The sequence below is a fragment of the Sphingomonas sp. AC435 genome (genome assembly GCF_979253005.1).
In genome coordinates, this window is sequence record NZ_CEEDCJ010000003.1 from 472284 (window position 1) to 486744 (window position 14461).

12 protein-coding genes are annotated in these 14461 nt (G+C 66.4%); 6 read left to right on the forward strand and 6 right to left on the reverse strand.

Annotated features, from left to right (window positions below):
* Positions 1-82 precede the first annotated feature (82 nt).
* Positions 83-4255, reverse strand: a complete 4173-nt coding sequence (rpoB, locus tag AC0CH8_RS08640) for a DNA-directed RNA polymerase subunit beta (RefSeq protein ID WP_465239519.1) — start codon at positions 4253-4255, stop codon at positions 83-85.
* Positions 4256-4459: 204 nt separating this feature from the next.
* On the reverse strand, positions 4460-4834 hold the full coding sequence (locus tag AC0CH8_RS08645) for a hypothetical protein (RefSeq protein WP_465239520.1): 375 nt from the start codon (positions 4832-4834) through the stop codon (positions 4460-4462).
* Between the two features lie 208 nt (positions 4835-5042).
* On the opposite strand from AC0CH8_RS08645, the gene AC0CH8_RS08650 reads away from it, so the two are divergent.
* Together AC0CH8_RS08650 and AC0CH8_RS08655 are read left to right on the forward strand one after the other, a co-directional pair.
* The gene (locus AC0CH8_RS08650; RefSeq protein WP_204197530.1) at positions 5043-5399 is read left to right on the forward strand and encodes a phasin family protein; all 357 of its coding nucleotides are present in this window, start codon (positions 5043-5045) and stop codon (positions 5397-5399) included.
* A gap of 82 nt (positions 5400-5481) precedes the next feature.
* A complete protein-coding gene (locus tag AC0CH8_RS08655) occupies positions 5482-6150 on the forward strand; it encodes an HPP family protein (RefSeq protein ID WP_465239521.1) in 669 nt (222 codons plus the stop codon).
* Positions 6151-6172: 22 nt separating this feature from the next.
* On the opposite strand, the gene AC0CH8_RS08660 is transcribed toward AC0CH8_RS08655, so the two are convergent.
* Positions 6173-6958 carry an arginyltransferase gene (locus tag AC0CH8_RS08660; RefSeq protein ID WP_465239522.1) on the reverse strand — a complete coding sequence of 262 codons (786 nt, stop codon included), beginning with the start codon at positions 6956-6958 and terminating at the stop codon, positions 6173-6175.
* Between the two features lie 210 nt (positions 6959-7168).
* On the opposite strand from AC0CH8_RS08660, the gene AC0CH8_RS08665 reads away from it, so the two are divergent.
* Positions 7169-7420 (forward strand): hypothetical protein, encoded by a 252-nt coding sequence (locus AC0CH8_RS08665; RefSeq protein ID WP_204197533.1) that lies wholly within the window; start codon positions 7169-7171, stop codon positions 7418-7420.
* A gap of 44 nt (positions 7421-7464) precedes the next feature.
* Here AC0CH8_RS08665 and AC0CH8_RS08670 read toward each other — a convergent pair whose 3' ends face one another.
* Complete coding sequence (locus AC0CH8_RS08670) at positions 7465-8709, reverse strand: threonine ammonia-lyase (protein ID WP_465239523.1); 1245 nt, start codon at positions 8707-8709, stop codon at positions 7465-7467.
* A 55-nt stretch (positions 8710-8764) separates the two neighbouring features.
* Here AC0CH8_RS08670 and AC0CH8_RS08675 point away from each other — a divergent pair, with 55 nt between their 5' ends.
* The 3 genes from AC0CH8_RS08675 to AC0CH8_RS08685 are packed head-to-tail and all read left to right on the forward strand — an operon-like array spanning position 8765 to position 12176.
* Positions 8765-9610, forward strand: coding sequence for an NAD(P)-dependent oxidoreductase (locus AC0CH8_RS08675; protein ID WP_465239524.1), 846 nt, complete (start codon positions 8765-8767; stop codon positions 9608-9610).
* Positions 9611-9630: 20 nt separating this feature from the next.
* Entirely contained in the window at positions 9631-11244 is a 1614-nt protein-coding gene (locus tag AC0CH8_RS08680) for an amidohydrolase (RefSeq protein ID WP_465239596.1), read from the forward strand.
* On the forward strand, positions 11241-12176 hold the full coding sequence (locus AC0CH8_RS08685) for a glutaminase (RefSeq protein WP_465239597.1): 936 nt from the start codon (positions 11241-11243) through the stop codon (positions 12174-12176). Before AC0CH8_RS08680 ends, AC0CH8_RS08685 begins: the two co-directional genes overlap by 4 nt.
* 258 nt (positions 12177-12434) lie before the next feature.
* On the opposite strand, the gene ctrA is transcribed toward AC0CH8_RS08685, so the two are convergent.
* Positions 12435-13139 carry a response regulator transcription factor CtrA gene (gene ctrA / locus AC0CH8_RS08690; RefSeq protein ID WP_055848830.1) on the reverse strand — a complete coding sequence of 235 codons (705 nt, stop codon included), beginning with the start codon at positions 13137-13139 and terminating at the stop codon, positions 12435-12437.
* Positions 13140-13238: 99 nt separating this feature from the next.
* Positions 13239-14393, reverse strand: a complete 1155-nt coding sequence (locus AC0CH8_RS08695; RefSeq protein ID WP_465239525.1) for an AI-2E family transporter — start codon at positions 14391-14393, stop codon at positions 13239-13241.
* Between the last annotated feature and the right edge of the window lie 68 nt (positions 14394-14461).

The following is a 14461-nucleotide window of genomic DNA, read 5'->3' on the forward strand; positions in this document are numbered from 1 at the left end:
TTTCCCTCAGGAGGGTAAAATCAGTGCCGGGCCGGCAGAGCAGGGTGGGGGCGCCGCCAGCCGGCAGCACCCCGGAACCCGCTTATTCCGCCGCGATGGCGATGCCGTCCTCGTCGAGCTCGTTGCTCTTCAGGTCGACGTTCAGGCCCAGCGAGCGCATTTCCTTGACGAGCACGTTGAAGCTCTCCGGAATGCCCGCCTCGAACGTGTCGTCGCCCTTGACGATCGCCTCGTAGACCTTGGTGCGGCCGACCACGTCGTCCGACTTCACCGTCAGCATTTCCTGCAACGTGTATGCCGCGCCATAGGCCTGGAGCGCCCAGACCTCCATCTCGCCGAAGCGCTGTCCGCCGAACTGCGCCTTGCCACCCAGCGGCTGCTGCGTGACGAGCGAGTACGGCCCGATCGACCGGGCGTGGATCTTGTCGTCCACAAGGTGGTGCAGTTTGAGCATGTAGATGATGCCCACCGTCACCTTGCGGTCGAACTTGTCACCCGTGCGACCGTCGAACAGGTCCGACTGACCGGAGGGGTCGAGACCCGCCAGCGCCAGCATGTCCGCCACGTCCGACTCGTGCGCGCCGTCGAATACGGGCGTGCCCATCGGGACGCCGCCCCTGAGGTTCTGCGCCAGCTCGATGATCTCGCTCGCGTCGCGCGCCTCGATGTCGGCGGCATAATGGTCGCCATAGACTTCGAGCAGACGGCTCTTGACCGCGTCCGGCATCACGCCGCCCTTGGCATCGGGATTGGCTTCGCGCCATTCCTCCAGCTGGGCCGCGATCTGCATGCCGAGACCGCGTGCGGCCCAGCCCAGATGCGTCTCGAAGATCTGCCCGACGTTCATGCGCGACGGCACGCCCAGCGGGTTGAGCACCAGATCGACCGGTGTCCCGTCCGCAAGGAAGGGCATATCCTCCTGCGGCAGGATGCGGCTGATGACGCCCTTGTTGCCGTGACGGCCGGCCATCTTGTCGCCCGGCTGGAGCTTGCGCTTCACCGCGACGAAGACCTTGACCATCTTGAGCACGCCCGGCGGCAGCTCGTCGCCCCGCTCCAGCTTCTCGCGACGGTCGTGGAACTTGTCGGTGATCAGCTTGGCGGCATCGTCATACTGCTGCTTGACGGCCTCGAGGTCCGACTGGACCTTGTCGTCGGCGACGGCGAACTTCCACCACTCGTGGCGCTCGACGCTGTCCAGCATCTCCATGTCGATCGTCGAGCCCTTCTTCAGGCCCTTCGGAACGGCGGTGGCGACCTGATCGAGCAGCATCTCGCGCAGGCGCGACCACGTTGCCCGGTTCAGGATGGTGCGCTCGTCGTCCGAGTCCTTCTTCAGGCGCTCGATCTCCTCGCGCTCGATCGCCATCGCGCGCTCGTCCTTGTCGATGCCGTGGCGATTGAAGACGCGGACGTCGACGATCGTACCGGCAACGCCCGGCGGCAGGCGCAACGACGTGTCGCGTACGTCCGACGCCTTCTCGCCGAAGATGGCGCGGAGCAGCTTCTCCTCCGGCGTCATCGGGCTTTCGCCCTTCGGCGTGATCTTGCCGACCAGGATGTCGCCCGGCTCCACCTCGGCGCCGATGTAGACGATGCCCGCCTCGTCGAGGTTGCGCAGGGCTTCCTCGCCGACGTTGGGGATATCGCGCGTGATGTCCTCGGGCCCCAGCTTCGTATCGCGAGCCATCACCTCGAACTCGTCGATATGGATCGACGTGAATACGTCGTCCTTCACGATCCGCTCACTGATGAGGATCGAATCCTCGTAGTTGTAGCCGTTCCAGGGCATGAACGCGACGAGCGCGTTCCGGCCCAGCGCCAGCTCGCCGAACTCGGTCGAAGGACCGTCGGCCAGCACGTCGCCGGCGTTGACCACGTCGCCCACCTTCACCAGCGGGCGCTGGTTGATGCAGGTCGACTGGTTCGAACGCTGGAACTTCATCAGGGTATAGATGTCGACGCCCGATTTGCCGGCGTCGACGTCACCCGTGGCGCGGATCACGATACGCGAGGCATCGACCTGATCGACGATGCCGGCGCGCTTCGCCGAGATCGCCGCACCGGAGTCGCGCGCCACCGTCTCTTCCATGCCGGTGCCGACGAACGGCGCCTCGGCCTGGACGAGCGGAACGGCCTGACGCTGCATGTTCGAACCCATCAGGGCGCGGTTGGCATCGTCGTTTTCCAGGAACGGGATCAGCGACGCGGCGACCGACACCAGCTGCTTGGGGCTGACGTCCATCAGCGTGACGTTGTCGGGCAGCGCCATCAGGAACTCGCCCGCCTGACGCGACGACACCAGCTCCTCGGAGAAGCCGCCATTCTCGTCCAGCTCGGCGGACGCCTGTGCGATCGTGTGCTTGGCCTCCTCCATCGCCGACAGATAGACGACGTCGTCGGTGACCTTGTGATCCACGACCTTGCGGTACGGCGTCTCGATGAAGCCGTACTTGTTCACCCGGCTGAACGAGGCCAGCGAGTTGATGAGGCCGATGTTCGGGCCTTCCGGCGTCTCGATCGGGCAGATGCGGCCGTAGTGGGTCGGGTGAACGTCGCGAACCTCGAAGCCCGCACGCTCGCGCGTCAGACCGCCCGGCCCGAGCGCCGACACGCGACGCTTGTGAGTCACTTCGGACAGCGGGTTGGTCTGGTCCATGAACTGCGACAGCTGCGACGAGCCGAAGAATTCACGCACCGCGGCAACCGCCGGCTTGGCGTTGATGAGGTCGTTCGGCATCACCGTCGACACGTCCACCGACGACATGCGCTCCTTCACGGCGCGCTCCATCCGCAGCAGGCCGACGCGATACTGGTTCTCCAGCAGCTCGCCCACCGAACGAACACGGCGGTTGCCGAGATTGTCGATGTCGTCGATCTCGCCCTTGCCGTCCTTCAGGCCGACGAGCGTCTTCACCACGGCGAGGATGTCCTCGGTCCGCAGCGTCGTGACGGTGTCCTCGGCATCGAGGTCGAGGCGCATGTTCAGCTTGACGCGGCCGACCGCCGACAGATCGTAGCGGTCGGGATCGAAGAACAGGCCGGCGAACAGCGACTCCGCCGTTTCCAGCGTCGGCGGCTCGCCGGGGCGCATGACGCGGTAGATGTCCGACAGGGCCTGCTCGCGCTCCTCGGCCTTGTCGGCCTTCAGCGTGTTGCGGATCCACGGACCGGTCGAGACATGGTCGATGTCGAGCAGCTCGATGCGCTCGATGCCGGCCTGATCCAGCTTTTCCAGATTGTCGGCACCGATCTCGTCACCGGCCTCGACATAGATCTCGCCCGTCGTCTCGTTGATGAGGTCGTAGGCGGAGTAGCGGCCGTAGATTTCCTCGGTCGGGATCAGCAGTTCGGTCAAGCCGTCCTTGGCCGCCTTGTTGGCGGCGCGGGGGCTGATCTTCTGCTGGGCGGCGAACACCACCTCCCCCGACGAGGCGTCGACGATGTCGAACAGCGGCTTCACGCCGCGCCAGTTCTCGGCCGCGAACGGGATGATCCAGCCGCCCTGACCGCGCACATAGGTGACGCGGTTGTAGAACTCGTTGAGGATGTCCTCGCTGGTCATGCCGAGCGCGTAGAGCAGCGCCGTCACCGGCAGCTTGCGCTTACGGTCGATCCGGACGTTGACGATGTCCTTGGCATCGAACTCGAAATCGAGCCACGACCCGCGATACGGGATCACGCGGGCGGCGAAGAGATACTTGCCCGATGCGTGCGTCTTGCCGCGATCGTGGTCGAACAGCACGCCCGGCGACCGGTGCATCTGCGACACGATCACGCGCTCGGTGCCGTTGATGAAGAAGGTGCCGTTCTCCGTCATCAGGGGCATGTCGCCCATGTATACGTCCTGCTCCTTGATATCGATGACCGACTTGGCCTCGGTATCCGGATCGACCTCGAACGCGGTCAGGCGCAGCGTGACGCGCATCGGCGCGGCATAGGTGATGCCCCGCTGGCGGCATTCCTCGACGTCGAACTTCGGCGGCTCGAGAACATAGTCATCGAAATCGAGATAGGCGGTGCCGGCGAAATCCTGGATCGGGAACACGCTGCGCAGCGTCTTCTCCAGGCCCGACACGTGGCCGGTCGACTTGTCCGAACGCAGGAACTGCTCATAGCTTTCGCGCTGAACCTCGATCAGGTTCGGCATCTGCACGACTTCGTGGATGTTGCCGAACACCTTGCGGATCCGCCGCTTGGCGGTGCCGCTTTCGACCCGCCGGGCGCTGCCGCCGTCGATTGCCTTGGTTGCCATAGGAATACAGTGCCTCGTCAGCCAGAATTGCCGGCGCATAAGTCGGACGCAAAAAAGCCGATCGCAATCCTGCGTCGGCTTTCGGCGTCCAAGAACCGCCAGTTTCCCATTCGATCGGCATACTGCGCGACGGCATGCCATTTCCCGGAAGCTGTGGTGAAGACGACGATATAGGCGCCGTGTTGGACGATGTCAAAGGGGCGGTTACTGCGCGGTCAGCGGCGTGGACGCGCTCCAACCTGCGCCGGTGGCGGCCACTTCATAGGATAGGAAGCGGGTCAGCGGTTCCGCGGCTACCACCGTCTCATATCCCGCTGGCGCCCTGCCATAGAGGAAGTTCGCGGCGCAGGTCGCGTCGCCATCGCTCCCGCCATCGCGCTTCCGGACCGCCCACACGTTGCGCCGGACGCCGTCCCTGACCGCTGCGACCGTCAGCCCTTCGACGCACGCGGCCTTCGTACCATCGTACCGGACGACGAACTCGGGCGAAGCGCCGTGATGCCGGACGTCAATTGCAGCATCGAACCGGCAGCCGGAGAGCAGACCTGTCGTCAGCAGTGCGGACATAAGCAAGCGCATTCAACGCACCCTAATGCTTCAGCCCCAAGATGCCAGTGCCGGGCAATTGGTTGGCTGGACCTCGCCCCGCTCTTGGCCGGTGCGGCGTGGTCAGAATGCCGCCTTGCTCCGCCCGCGGGTGCGGCGGCCGCCGCAACCTCGGGCGCGTCTGCCGGTTGAGCCACGCGAGGCGCGGCGTCGGGTCGGGCCGGTGAAGAGGAAGTCGAATATGGCCGACGATAACAACGCGAGCAGCGCCGGACAGGGCCAGTTTCACGAGCGGATCGCCGAGCCGGCGCGGCGTGCGGGTGAAGCCATGAAGGCGTCGGGCGAGAAGATGGTGGAGGGTGGCTCCACGATCGGCACCAAGATGATCGATCAGGCCGAGCAGAATGCCCGCGAGGCCTTCACGGCGATGCGCGAGGCGGCGAATGCCAAGGACATTTCCGAGGTCATGAAGATCCAGGGCGAGTATCTGCGCGAGCAGAGCAGCCGATCGATGGCGCAGGCGCGGGAGATCGGTGAACTCATCATGCAATTCGGTCGCGACGCGGTCGCGCCGCTGAAGGGCGGGTCGACGGAATAGAGAGCGGCGGTTCCGTGGGGCTTGGGCGCGGCAGCTTTGCGATGCTAGTCGCCGACGATCGTCAACAAGTCCCTGGAACGTCATGTCTCGTTTCTTCCGGCCGATCCTGCCGGGTGCCCAGCTTCGCGACCGCCTGATCGGCTGCGTCGGTGCAGCGATCTGCATCGCGTTGACGATGGTCGTGTGCGCCGGCCTGCCGCCGCTCGGGGCCGACCTGCCGATCATCGTCGCGCCGCTCGGCGCGTCGGCGGTGTTGGTGTTCGCCGTGCCGACCAGCCCGTTGGCGCAGCCGTGGCCGGTGGTCGGGGGCAACATCATTTCCACCCTGGTGGGCGTGGCGATGTTCCAGATCATGCCGAATGCGACGATCGCCGCCGGCGCCGCGGTCGGTGGCGCGATTTTAGTGATGTCGCTGTTGCGCTGCCTGCATCCCCCCGGCGGGGCCGCCGCGCTGACGGCGGTCATCGGCAGCCAGGGTGTCCATGCGGCGGGCTACAGCTTCGCGTTCACGCCGGTCGGGATCAACTCCATCGCACTGGTGTCGCTGGCGATGGTCTATCACCGAGCGACGGCGCGAACCTATCCGCACCAGCCGATGGCGGCCCCGCGCGAGGTCGCGGCGGCCGGGTTCCACGCCGCGGATATCGACGCCGCGCTGGCCGAGATGCACGAGAGCTTCGACATCAGCCGTGAGGATCTCGACGCGCTGCTGGCCAAGGCGGAACTGCACTCGATGGCCCGGCGGCGGTAGGGAAACGTCGCCAGGCCTTACGTCAGGAGAGGGCCTGCAAGGGGTTGGGGAGCGGCGCCATCGGCATCGGCTCGTCGCCCGTCATCAGCCGCCAGCCGGCGGGGCCGAGCACCTCGATCGGGCGAAAGCGGACCTTGTACGCCATCCGTGCCGAACCCTTCACCCAATAGCCGAGATAGACATAGGCGAGCCCGGCATCGCGGGCGCGCATGATATGGTCCATGATGATGAAATTGCCGAGGCCGGGGCGATCGTCCTGATCGGCGGCGAAGAAGCTGTAGATCATCGACAGCCCGTCCGCCTGCCGGTCGGTCAGGCACGCCCCGACCAGCCGCCCGCGCCGACCGTTCTTCGCCGGTTCCCGATATTCGACGATCAGCGAGTTGACCGGCGAATGTTCGATCATGTCGGCATAATCGTCCTCGTCCATGCCCGCCATGCCACCGGCGGGGTGTCGCGCGGACAGGTATCGGCGGAGCAACTGGTACTGCTCGTCCGTCGCCCAGGCGCGGCAGGCGGTGACCTCCAGATCGGCATGACGGCGCAACAGCTTGCGCTGGCTGGCATTGGGCATGAACTCGCCCGTAACGACGCGGACCGAGACGCAGGCGGTGCAGCCGGCGCAGGACGGACGATAGGCGACACCCTGCGACCGGCGAAAGCCGATCCGGCCGAGCGCGTCGTTCAGCTCCGCGGCGTGCGGGCCGGTCAGCTCCGTAAACACCTTCCGTTCCTGCCGACCCGGCAGATAGGGGCAGGGCGACGGGCTGGTGACGAAGAAGCGCGGGAAACGGAATGGCGCGGTCACCGCCGACGGACCCCCTGTGGAAACATGGAACCCCTATATGGATCGACCCAAGGCCGCTGAAAAGCGGCTTTACCATCATTGACGGTTAACGGTGTGGGCCGTAGCGGCAACACTTCGTCGCAACCGGGGCGAAATTGATTCCGGTTGCAACTTAATGTGGTATGCCGCGTTGCGGCAAATCGTGTGTCGAAGGTTTAAAGGGAGAAGTTTATGCGTCTTATGTCCATGTCCGCCGCAGTTGCCGCCATGTCGCTCGTTGCAGCGCCGGCCGTCGCAGCGTCGGCCAACCCGGCAGCGTCGCTTTCGGTCGCCAAGTCGGTTCGTGCGTCGTCGACCTCGGCGAAGTCGAACAAGCTGGCCGGTGGCGGTCTGGTTGCCGCGATCATCGCAGCCGGTGTTGTCGCGATCGGCGTCGTCGCCATCGTCAACGACAGCAACGACGACGATTCGGACAGCAACTGATCGGTCGGGGAGCGGGCGGCCTGGCCGCCCGCTCGTTCGTGTCCTCAGGCGAGTTCGACCTGGGTCGTTTCGTAGCCCGCGGCCTGTAGAGCCAGCACCAACCGATCGAGATGGGCTCGATCGCGCGCCTCGCACTCGATATCGGTGACGAGGCCCTTTGCCGGCAGCGTCGTGAAGACGCGCTGATGATACACCTCGATGATGTTGATCCGCTCCTGATCGAAGATCCGGGCGACGTTGAACAACGCGCCGGGCTGATCCTGAAGCCTGATCCGTAGGCGCGCCAAACGCCCCGACCGTGCCAGATCGCGGAGCAGCACGTTGGCGAGCAGCCGCGTATCGATATTGCCGCCGCACAGTACGACGCCGACCGTCTTGCCACGGAACCGCTCCGGATGCTCGATCAGCGCCGCGAGCCCGGCCGCACCGGCGCCCTCGACCACGGTCTTCTCGATCTGCAACAACAGGCTGACGGATTTCTCCAGGCTGCGCTCCGAGACGAGGACGATATCGTCGACGAGTTCGCGGACCATTGCCGAGGTGATCGCGCCCGGCTCCTTCACCGCAATGCCCTCGGCCAGCGTGTCGCCGGCGCAGGGCATGTCGGTGCCGCGGATGCGGTTGTACATCGACGGGTAGAGTTCCGCCTCGACGCCTACGACGTCGATCAGGCGACCCGACGCGCGGGCGACGGTCGCCATTCCCGAGATGAGCCCGCCGCCGCCGATCGGCGTCACGAACGTGTCGATCGCCGGCACGTCCTCCAGCATCTCGATCGCAACGGTGCCCTGACCGGCGATGACGCGCGGGTCGTCGAACGGGTGGACGAAGGTGTAGCCGCGCTCCGCCTCCAGGATGCGGGCATGCGCGTAGGCGGCGTCGAACGTCTCGCCTTCCAGCACGACCGTCGCGCCATGCCCCTCGGTCTGGACGACCTTCACCGTCGGAGTCGTCGTCGGCATCACGATCGTCGCGGGGATGCCGAGCCGGTTCGCGTGATAGGCCAGACCCTGTGCGTGATTGCCCGCCGACGCGGCGATCACGCCCTTGGCGCGCGCCTCGTCCGACAGTTGCAACAACGTGTTGAGTGCGCCACGCTCCTTGTAAGCGGCGGTGAATTGGAGATTTTCGAACTTCAGATACACCGTCGCGCCGGTCATCTCGCTCAGCGTCCTGCTGATCAGCGTCGGCGTGCGGACGATGGATGCACGGATGCGGTCGTGCGCGACACGGACGTCGTCGATGGACACGGGCAGTACGGGCTGCGGCGGGTTGATCTGCGTTGCCATTGGCGGGCGTTAGACCGTCTGGCGCGGTGGGGGAACACCGCTTATGCGCGGACGCATGGCAAGACTGGCATTCATCGGCACGGGCGTCATGGGCGCGCCTATGGCAGGGCATCTGGCGAAGGCCGGACATGACGTGGTGGTCTTCAACCGCACGCGCCAGAAGGCGGAGGCGACCGGGCTGGAGGTCGCCGACACGCCCGCCGCCGCCGCCAAGGGTGCCGATGCGGTATTCACGTGCGTCGGTAATGACGACGATCTGCACGCGGTGACGCTGGGGCGGGACGGGGCGTTCGCGGCGATGCGCGACGGCGCGCTGTTCGTGGACCACACGACGGTCTCCGCCGATATCGCCCGCCGACTGGCGGCGGAGACGCGGCTGCTGATCGTCGACGCGCCGGTGTCGGGCGGGCAGGCGGGTGCCGAGAAGGGCGCGTTGTCGATCATGTGCGGCGGCACCGCCGAAGCGGTCGCCGCGGCCGAGCCGTTCATGCAGGCCTATGCCGCGCGCATCGTTCACGTCGGCGAGGCTGGGGCGGGGCAGCAGACCAAGATGTGCAATCAGATCGCCATCGCGGGAGTGATCCAGGGCGTCGCGGAATCGTTGCGGTTCGCTCAGGCGAGCGGGCTCGACACGGACAAGGTACTGGAGGCGATTTCCGGCGGTGCGGCGCAAAGCTGGCAGATGGTCAATCGCTGGCCGACAATGGCGCAGGATACATTCGACTTCGGCTTCGCGGTCGACTGGATGCGTAAGGATCTGGGGCTGGCGCTGGCGGAGGCACGGAGCAACGGCGCGGTGCTGCCGGTCGCGGCGTTGGTCGACCAGTTCTACGCCGACGTGCAGGCGATGGGCGGTGGCCGCGACGATACGAGTTCGCTGGTGCGGAGGCTGCCGAAGTGAGGCGGCTGCTTCTCGCCGCGATGCTGCTGCCGACGCCGGCGCTGGCCGACGCGCTGGTCGACAATGTCGCGGGGGTGACGCTGGATGCCGACGGCAAGGTCGTGCGTTTCACCGGGCTGCTGATGAGCCGCGATGGGGTCGTGACCAAACTGCTGTCGGCGAAGGACAAGCGGCCCGACAAGCTGGATTGGCGTGCCGACATGAAGGGCCGGGTGCTGATGCCCGGCTTCATCGACGCGCACGGCCATGTGATGGAGCTGGGATTCCGCAAGATCGAGCTGGACCTGGCGGAAACCAAGACGCTGGCGGAGGCGCTGGACCGGATCAGGGCCTATGCCGCCGACAATCCCGACCGGCGCTGGATCGTCGGCGGCGGCTGGAATCAAGAAATCTGGGGGTTGGGCCGCTTCCCGACCGCGGCGGAACTGGACTCGGCGGTAGGGGATCGGCCGGTGGTGCTGGCGCGCGGCGACGGCCACGCAATCTGGGTCAGCAGCGCGGCGATGCGGGAGGCCGGGGTCACGGCCAAGACCGTCTCGCCCCCGGGTGGACGGATCGAGAAAACGGGCGCGCAGCCATCCGGCGTGTTCGTGGATATGGCGCAGGCCTTGATCCAGAAGGTCGTGCCGGCGCCGCTGCCGAAGGAGCGCGACTCGGCGTTCCTGAAGGCGCAGTCGGCGTTGCTGTCGCTGGGCGTGACGGCGACCGCGGACATGGGCACCAGTGTCGACGACTGGCTGACCTATCGGCGGATGGGCGATCGCGGCGGCTTGCGGGTGCGGATCGTCAGCTACGGCGCGGGGATCGACGATACGATCCGGATCGGCGGCACCGGGCCGACACCATGGCTGTACGGCGATCGGCTGAAGCTGGCGGGCGTGAAGCTGTACAGCGACGGCGCGCTGGGGTCGCGGGGGGCGTGGCTGAAGGCGCCCTATGCGGATGCGCCGAAGGAGCGCGGGCTGGCGTTCAACACCGACACGGCGCTGCGCAACCTGATGAGCCGGGCGGCGATGGACGGGTATCAGGTCGCGGTGCATGCGATCGGTGACGCCGCCAACGCGCAGGCGCTGGGCGCGATCGAGGAGCTGGCGGAGACGTACAAGGGCGACCGGCGCTGGCGGATCGAGCATGCGCAGGTCGTTGATCCGGCCGACCTCCCACGCTTTGGCCGGAACAGCATCGTCGCCTCCATGCAGCCGGTGCACCAGACCGGCGACCGGACGATGGCGGAGGCGCGGCTCGGCCCGGCGCGGTTGGTGGGGGCGTATGCGTGGGCGACGATGCTGCGCAACGGCGCGACGCTGGCGTTCGGATCCGACTACCCGGTCGAGAGCCCCGATCCGTTCGCGGGCTGGGCGGCGGCGTTCACGCGAACCGGGGCGGACGGGCAGCCGTTCGGCGGATGGCAGCCGCAGGAGGCGGTGACGCGCGAGCAGGCGTGGGCGGCGTTCACGATCGGTGCGTCGAAGGCCGGGTTCGCCGAAAAGCAGTTCGGCAGCTTGCAACCGGGCCAGCGGGCCGACTTCATCATCGTCGATCGCGATCCGATCCAGGCCGGGGCGACGGAACTGCGCCAGACCAAGGTCGAGGAGACGTGGGTCGGAGGCGAAAAGGTGTGGGAGCGGAAATAGACCTCTCCCACATCGTCGCCGACATTGCGGAGGAGATGACGGCGGCACCCGACCGGGGCACGCCCGCCGCCTACATCCCGCCACTTGCAAAGGTCGATCCCGCGAAGTTCGGGATGGCGGTGATCGAGGCGGACGGCACCTGCCATCTGGCGGGCGATGCCGACGAGACGTTCTCGATCCAGTCGATCAGCAAGGTCTTCGCGCTGACGCTGGCGCTGGGGCATGTCGGCGATCAATTGTGGAAGCGCGTCGGGCGGGAGCCGTCGGGAAGCGCGTTCAACTCGATCGTGCAGCTCGAGTTCGAGCATGGCATTCCGCGCAACCCGTTCATCAATGCCGGTGCGATCGTCGTTGCCGACATCCTGCTCGGGCGGAACGAGCCGCGCGAGGCGATCGGGGAGATGCTGCGCTTCGTCCGGACTCTGGCGGGCGAGGACGACATCGTCATCGACCGAGAGGTCGCGGATGCGGAAGCGGCGACCGGATACCGGAACGCGGCGCTGGCGAGCTACATGCGGTCGTTCGGCAACATCCACCACGACGTCGAGCGAACGCTGGGCGTCTATTTCCATGCCTGCGCGCTGGCGATGAGTTGTCGGCAACTGGCGCTGGCGGGTCGATACCTGATGGCGGGGGGGATGCTGCCGTCGACCGGGCGGCGGATCGTGTCGGCGCAGCGGGCGCGGCGGATCAACGCACTGATGATGACGTGCGGGCATTACGACGGGTCGGGCGAGTTCGCGTTCCGGGTCGGACTGCCGGGGAAGTCCGGGGTCGGTGGCGGTATCCTCGCGATCGTGCCGGGGCGGGCGAGCGTCGCCGTGTGGTCGCCGGGGCTGAACGAGCGCGGCAATTCGCAACTCGGCACGCTGGCGCTGGAGCGGCTGGTGCAGCGGACCGGGTGGTCGGTGTTCGAGCCGGCTTTGGGATAGGGCTAAATCGACCGCGGAAGGTTAGGCTAAGGTTAGTCCAACGCGCGATGTCGGTCCGTCATCATCGCTTACGCCCGGGTCTTCTCGGGAAAACGACCCGCGCCGCCGCGGCAGACCCCAGCTCTCGCTGTGCATTTCACGGACGGTTCAAGGAGCGGGCCTTTTTGACCCACCGGGTCTACGCGCCCTTCTCCAACAACAAAAGGCCGTGGCGCCCCCCGGTGCCACGGCCTTCGCTTTTCCCCATGTGAGGAAGGGTTACGCCACCTGGGCGGTCTCGCCGAGTTCGTCGGGTTCGCGCAGCACGTAGCCGCGGCCCCAGACCGTCTCGATATAATTCTCGCCGTCGCACGCGAGGCTGAGCTTCTTGCGCAGCTTGCAGATGAAGACGTCGATGATCTTGAGTTCGGGTTCGTCCATGCCGCCATAGAGATGATTCAGGAACATCTCCTTCGTCAGCGTGGTGCCCTTGCGGAGCGACAGCAGCTCCAGCATCGCATATTCCTTGCCGGTCAGGTGCACGCGGGCACCGTCGACCTCGACGGTCTTGGCGTCGAGGTTCACCGCCAGCTTGCCGGTGCGGATCACCGACTGCGAATGACCCTTCGACCGGCGGACGACGGCGTGGATGCGCGCCACCAGCTCTTCGCGGTGAAACGGCTTGGTCACGTAATCGTCGGCACCGAAGCCGAAGCTGCGGACCTTCGAGTCCATTTCGTTGACGCCCGACAGGATCAGCACCGGCGTCGTCACGCGGGCCACGCGCAGCTTCTTCAGCACGTCGTAGCCGTGCATGTCCGGCAGGTTCAGGTCGAGCAGGATGATATCGTAGTCGTAGAGTTTGCCGAGATCCAAGCCTTCCTCACCGAGATCGGTGGTGTAGACGTTGAAGCCTTCGGTCGTCAGCATGAGCTCGATCGCCTTGGCGGTCGTCGGCTCGTCCTCGATCAGCAGCACGCGCATCAGGCAGTTCCCCACTTGGCGTGGCCGCTTTTTTCCCGAAGCGACCGACCCGGATTTCATTAACCAAAGAACATCTGAAGGCAAAAGGTTAATTCGAGCTTAATCGAGTGATTCCCGCGAGTCGCCACCCGTTATGAGTGTAGTGTGGGCAGTGCGCGGGATGTCTTCGCCCAGCACCTCGCGCAGATAGAGGCTGCGAATCAGGGTGAAGAACACCACCAGCAGCGCGGCCGAGAAGAACAGACCGAAGATGCCGAAGATGACACCGATACCGATGATCGCGAACACGGTGATCGCGGGCGGGATCGCGATGACGCGTTGCTGGACATAGGGCGTGATGAAGTTGGTCTGGATCAGGCGCACGATCGCGTAGGTGGCGAGCGTGCCGATCAGCGGACCGGTGCCGACGGTGGCCGCCAGCCCCAGCGCCGGGATCATCGCCGCGGTCGGCCCGACATAAGGGATGAATTCCGACAATCCCGCGAGCAGCCCCAGCGCGGCGGCGGAGGGGACGCCGGAGATCGCGAGGCCGGTGCCGACGAGCACGCCCATCGACGTCATCAGGATCAGCGACGAGCGCAGCCACAGGCGGAGCGTCTCCCCCACGTCGAACAGCGCATCCTCGAACGCGGGACGGTGACGCGGCGGCACCAGCAGCAGCAGTCCGCGTTCGTAGACCTTGGGGTCGGCGGCGAGGAACAGCGAGCCGATCAGGAGCAGCAGGGCGTTGAGCAGCAGCTCGCCCGTGCCCTGCGCCAGCCCGCCGATATCCTGCGCGACGCGGCTGCCGGCGAAGGCGGCGCGGACGGCATCGACGATCTTCTCCCCCACCGGCGACCGGCTGGCCCAGGCGGCGAGCTGGTCGATCAGGCCGGGCAGCGCGGTGACGAGCGCGTTGACCTGTTGGCGGAAGGCGACGCCGAACAACCACACGAGGAAGCCGATCGCAGCGAGAACGCTGCCCATGCCGAGGCCGAGCGACAGTTTCGCCGACGCGCCGGTACGACGGCGGAACATCCGCGCGAGCGCGTGGATGACGGTCGCGCCGAGAACGGAGCCGAAGGCCAGGATGAGCAGGTCGCTGGCACGCCACAGCGCGAGCAGGACGGCGGCGATGACGACGAGGATCAGGGTGCGACGAATGAACCGCGCGTCGTCCGCATCCGGGGCGAGGCGGGCACCGGCCGGGGCGCGAAGTGGAGGAAGTGGAGGCGTTGGAGGGGTGTCCTCCACTTCGCGCTGTTCGGGGGTCATGCGGTTGCTGTCCCACATGCGTGTTCGCAGGCGGAGGAAAGGCGGCGATGCTGACCATGTACACCACC

Excerpts from the sequence above, each read along its gene's own strand:
- rpoB (WP_465239519.1), bottom strand. The coding sequence starts at position 4,255 with ATGGCAACCAAGGCAATCGACGGCGGCAGCGCCCGGCGGGTCGAAAGC.
- AC0CH8_RS08645 (WP_465239520.1), bottom strand. The coding sequence starts at position 4,834 with ATGCGCTTGCTTATGTCCGCACTGCTGACGACAGGTCTGCTCTCCGGC.
- AC0CH8_RS08650 (WP_204197530.1), top strand. The coding sequence starts at position 5,043 with ATGGCCGACGATAACAACGCGAGCAGCGCCGGACAGGGCCAGTTTCAC.
- AC0CH8_RS08655 (WP_465239521.1), top strand. The coding sequence starts at position 5,482 with ATGTCTCGTTTCTTCCGGCCGATCCTGCCGGGTGCCCAGCTTCGCGAC.
- AC0CH8_RS08665 (WP_204197533.1), top strand. The coding sequence starts at position 7,169 with ATGCGTCTTATGTCCATGTCCGCCGCAGTTGCCGCCATGTCGCTCGTT.
- AC0CH8_RS08670 (WP_465239523.1), bottom strand. The coding sequence starts at position 8,709 with ATGGCAACGCAGATCAACCCGCCGCAGCCCGTACTGCCCGTGTCCATC.
- AC0CH8_RS08675 (WP_465239524.1), top strand. The coding sequence starts at position 8,765 with ATGGCAAGACTGGCATTCATCGGCACGGGCGTCATGGGCGCGCCTATG.
- AC0CH8_RS08680 (WP_465239596.1), top strand. The coding sequence starts at position 9,631 with ATGCTGCTGCCGACGCCGGCGCTGGCCGACGCGCTGGTCGACAATGTC.
- ctrA (WP_055848830.1), bottom strand. The coding sequence starts at position 13,139 with ATGCGCGTGCTGCTGATCGAGGACGAGCCGACGACCGCCAAGGCGATC.
- AC0CH8_RS08695 (WP_465239525.1), bottom strand. The coding sequence starts at position 14,393 with ATGACCCCCGAACAGCGCGAAGTGGAGGACACCCCTCCAACGCCTCCA.